We start from the raw sequence: 4,134 nt of genomic DNA on the forward strand, positions 1-4,134 counted from the left end.
CCGCCACTCCCCGTGGCCGCACCGCGAACGCCCGTTGGGACGTCCACGCTGCGCAACCCTCCGTAGGGCAAAACGCCCATTTCGGGATCTAAGCACATGAATGCGCGATTTTCTCGACGCGCCGCCGACATGCCCGAACACACCCGGCGAACGCCGTAGACAGGACTCCCCGTCCCTCACCCCCGGGAGTCCCGATGACCATCTCCCCCGCCAAGCTCTCCGACCCCACCGTGCGCGCCTTCGTCGCCGCGGTCAACGCGGGCGACCGCGACGCCTTCCTGGCCACCCTCACCCCGGACGCGACCATGTCCGACGACGGCTCCGACCGCGACCTGCCCCAGTGGATCGACAAGGAGATCTTCACCGTCCGCGGCCGGATGGACGTCCAGACCGAATCGGACGGCGGCCACGCGCTGATCGCCAACTTCACCAACGACACCTGGGGCGAGATGCGCACCGCCTGGCGCTTCACCCTCACCGGCCCGAAGATCACCCGCTTCGAGACCGGCCAGGCCTGACGGCCCGGGACCGCGCCCGCCGCTACCCGGACAGCCCCAGGCACCCCCGCACCGCACGGATCAGGTTGCGCGAGCGGATGTCGCCGGTGACGCCCGGCTGCATGCCGTTGGTGACGTAGCCGAAGCCCAGCCCGAGCTCCGGGTCGGCGAAGCCCAGCGAGCCGCCCCGGCCGGGGTGGCCGAAGCTCGCCGGGGAGGCCATCGGCGCGGTCGGGCCGTGCCGCCAAAAGCCCAGGCCGAAAGTGGAGTTGACGATCAGCACCCGGTCCGGTCCGCTCACCTCGGGCCCGACCGCGCGGGTCAGCACCCCGGGCCCGAGCAGCGGCGGCAGCAGCGCGCCGGAGCCGTCCGGGCGGTCGGCGGCGCCGATCAGCGCCGCGTAGAACCGGGCCAGCGAGCGGGCGGTGCCGATGCCTCCCGCGCCGGGGATCTCGGCGGCCTGCACCGCCGGGTCGTTGAGGTCCACCCCGGGGCGCACCGAGGCGAAGGACCGCGCGGTCAGCGAGGCCGGGTCCTGGTAGGCGTCCCGGACGGACTGCTTGGGCCGCAGCCGCAGCCCGCTCGGCCCGGTCCGGGCCGCCTCCGGGGCGGGCAGGTCGACCAGCCGGCCGACCCTCGGCGCGGCCCCGGCCGGCAGCCCGATCCACAGGTCCAGCCCGAGCGGCCGGGCGATCTCCTCGGCGAAGTACTGGCCGATCGTGCGCCCGCTCACCCGCCGCACCACCTCGCCGACCAGCCAGCCGAAGGTGTACGGGTGGTAGCCGTGCGCGGTGCCCGGCTCCCAGGCGGGCGCCTGCGCGGCCACCGCGGCCACCGCGCGCTCCCAGGTGAGCACGTCCTCCAGCCGCAGCGGCACGTCCAGCGCGGGCACCCCGGCCTGGTGCGACAGCAGCCAGCGCACCGGCACCCCGCCCTTGCCGGCCTGCGCGAACTCGGGCCAGTAGGAGGCCACCGGGGCGTCCAGGTCGAGCAGGCCGCGCTCGGCCAGCAGCAGCGCGGTGGTCGCGGTCAGGCCCTTGGTGACCGAGCGCAGCACCTGGGCGGTGTCCGCCGTCCAGGGCACCGCCGGCGCGGGCCGCCCGCCGACCTCGGGCCGGGCGTCACCGCCCCACAGGTCGACCACCTTGCGACCGCGCACGTACAGCGCGAAGGCCGCGCCCAGTTCGCCGTACTCGTGGAAGTTCCGCGCGAAGGCCTCCCGTACGGGCTCGAACCCCTCGGCCGTCTCGCCCCAGATCTCCACCACCGCGCGCCACCCTCAGCCTGTCCGGTTCCTGCGTTCCCGCCCGCGTCCGATCGCGCACGAATCACATGCGGATCACATGCGAATCGAGCTCGGATCACACTCGAAAAGCATTCGAAGCGGGCCCCGAAACCCTAACCTGTCCGTCATGACCAACCCTGCCGAAGAACTGCTGGACGTCGTCGACGAGCACGACCGGGTGATCGGGACGGCGCTGCGCGGGGAGGTGTACCGGCAGGGGCTCACCCACCGGTGCGTCTTCATCCTGGTCCGCGACCCGGCCGGGCGGATCTTCGTCCACCGCCGCACCGACACCAAGCTGTTCGCCCCCGGCGCGTACGACATGTTCGTCGGCGGCGTGGTCGGCTCCGGCGAGACGTACGCCGAGGCCGCCGTCCGCGAGGCCGAGGAGGAGCTCGGCGTGCACGGGATCACCCCGCGCCCGCTCTTCAAGTTCCTCTTCCGGCAGGACCGGCTCTCCTGGTGGAGCGACATGTACGAGGCCGAGTGGGACGGCCCGGTCCAGCCGCAGGAGTCCGAGGTCGCCTGGCACGCCTGGCTCACCCCGGCCGAGCTCGCCGACCGCCTCGCCCGCGACCACTTCGTCCCCGACGGCCGCGAGGCCTACCGCCGCTACCTGGACCTCCACGCCGCATAGGCCCCGCCCCGGACGGCGGATAGGGTGGCGCGCATGGCCTCCCGTACGCCGTCGCCGACGGCCGCCCGCGCTGCACGGACCCCCGCCCCGGAGCAGGCCCCGGACCGGGCGGCGGGCCGGACGCCAGGCCGGGCGGCTGCCGGTGAGCGGCCGCGCCGCAGGCTCAGCGTGGACGAGCGGCGCGAACAGCTGATCGCCGTCGCGCTGGAGCTGTTCAGCCGGCGCCCGCCCGAAGAGGTGTCGATCGACGACATCGCCGCCGCCGCGGGGGCCTCCCGGCCGCTGGTGTACCACTACTTCCCCGGCAAGCAGGCGCTGTACGAGGAGTCGCTGCGGCGGGCCGGGCGGGAGCTCTCGGCGCGCTTCGAGGAGCCCGCCGACGGGCCGCTGTCCGAGCGGCTGTACCGGGTGATGGGCCGCTACCTGGACTTCGTGCAGAGCCACGGGCCCGGCTTCGCGGCGCTGCTGCGCGGCGGCTCGGTGGCGGCCAGCGCGGGCACCTCGGCGGTGATCGACGAGGTGCGGCGGGCCGCCCACGACCAGATCCTCTCCCACCTGGCGATCCCCGCGCCGAGCCCCGGGCTGCGGCTGACCGTCCGGGCCTGGATCGCCAACGCCGAGATCACCTCGCTGGAGTGGCTGGCCGAACGCTCGGTGCCGTTGGAGGACCTGCAGCTGCACCTGGTGCAGGAGTTCGTCGCCACCCTCACCCTCACCGCCGCCCGGGAGCCGGGGCGCGCCGCCCCCCACCCCCCCGACATGTCCCTCGCCCCGCCGCGCCGCCCCCCCCCCGGCCAGGGTGCGGCGGACGGCGGGTCGGGTCTGGTCCGGCAGCGGGTCGGCGCAGGCGGCCTGCGCGCCGAAGCCCCCGAGTTGGGCGAGGAGGGCGCCACCGGCGGCGAGGACGCGGGGCAGCCACCGGCCGATCGCGCGCCGTGCGCCGACGCCGCGGGGGGCGGGTTCCTGGGGCTTGGTCGCGTGATTGGCTCGCATGTGAGTTGAGAACGAGCGGACGGGTCGTGAGGTCACGCCAGCCGTCACGGACAGTCATCGCACGGGTGGCCCCGGGCCGGGTTGCCCGGGGCCACCGGCCGTGGCGCGATCAGGAGTTGGGGCGCAGGGTCCAGGTGACGGTCATCACGCCGGTGACGGCGCCGTCGGCGCGGGTGATCTCGACGGTGACCGGGAACTCCGGGCGGCCGCCGGCGTCCAGCTCGGCGACGACCTCGGCGGCGGGGCGGCCGAGGACGGCGGTGGCGGTGACCTCGCCCATGGCGAGCTTCTTGTAGGCGATCTCGGCGTTCACCGCGAGCGGCACGGCCCGGGAGAGCTGGTCGCCGAAGGCGGCGAGCACGATGCAGCCGCTGGCGGACTCGGCGAGGGTGAACATCGCGCCGGCGTGCGGTCCGCCGACGTGGTTGTGGTACGCGGGCTGGTCGGGCAGCCGCAGCACGGCGCGGTCCGGGGTGGTCTCCAGGTACTCCAGCTTGAGGGTGTGCGCCATCGGCACGGTGGAGTCGAGCAGCTGGCCGATCGAAGGTGTGGTCATGGCAGGAATGTTACTAGCCAGTAGCTTCTGGCGGCAGGCCTGCGCCGGGAAAACCCGAACCGCGGTGGAGAGTTGAGGGAACGCGAAAACGCCTGAGGGGGGGGGGGGAGGGCAGGGAGATATCCGCACCGCCGGAGGGGGGGGGGGAGGAGACAAACAAGAAAAC

The 4,134-nt window shown here is 74.3% G+C and carries 5 protein-coding genes; 3 read left to right on the forward strand and 2 right to left on the reverse strand.

What is annotated here, in order from left to right; translation table 11 throughout:
* The first annotated feature begins 194 nt into the window (after positions 1 to 194).
* Positions 195 to 518, forward strand: a complete 324-nt coding sequence (locus ACFV6I_RS27635; protein WP_363377241.1) for a nuclear transport factor 2 family protein — start codon at positions 195 to 197, stop codon at positions 516 to 518.
* Between the two features lie 22 nt (positions 519 to 540).
* On the opposite strand, the gene ACFV6I_RS27640 is transcribed toward ACFV6I_RS27635, so the two are convergent.
* Entirely contained in the window at positions 541 to 1,764 is a 1,224-nt protein-coding gene (locus ACFV6I_RS27640; protein WP_063350118.1) for a serine hydrolase domain-containing protein, read from the reverse strand.
* Between the two features lie 145 nt (positions 1,765 to 1,909).
* Between ACFV6I_RS27640 and ACFV6I_RS27645 the strand changes: the two genes are divergently transcribed.
* The gene (locus ACFV6I_RS27645; RefSeq protein WP_063350117.1) at positions 1,910 to 2,419 is read left to right on the forward strand and encodes an NUDIX hydrolase; all 510 of its coding nucleotides are present in this window, start codon (positions 1,910 to 1,912) and stop codon (positions 2,417 to 2,419) included.
* 168 nt (positions 2,420 to 2,587) lie between these two features.
* Positions 2,588 to 3,421, forward strand: coding sequence for a TetR/AcrR family transcriptional regulator (locus tag ACFV6I_RS27650; RefSeq protein WP_380428252.1), 834 nt, complete (start codon positions 2,588 to 2,590; stop codon positions 3,419 to 3,421).
* 100 nt (positions 3,422 to 3,521) lie between these two features.
* On the opposite strand, the gene ACFV6I_RS27655 is transcribed toward ACFV6I_RS27650, so the two are convergent.
* Complete coding sequence (locus ACFV6I_RS27655) at positions 3,522 to 3,968, reverse strand: DUF4442 domain-containing protein (protein ID WP_063349298.1); 447 nt, start codon at positions 3,966 to 3,968, stop codon at positions 3,522 to 3,524.
* Positions 3,969 to 4,134: the final 166 nt, after the last annotated feature.

Source organism: Kitasatospora sp. NPDC059803, assembly GCF_042732255.1.
Taxonomy (GTDB): Bacteria; Actinomycetota; Actinomycetes; order Streptomycetales; family Streptomycetaceae; genus Kitasatospora.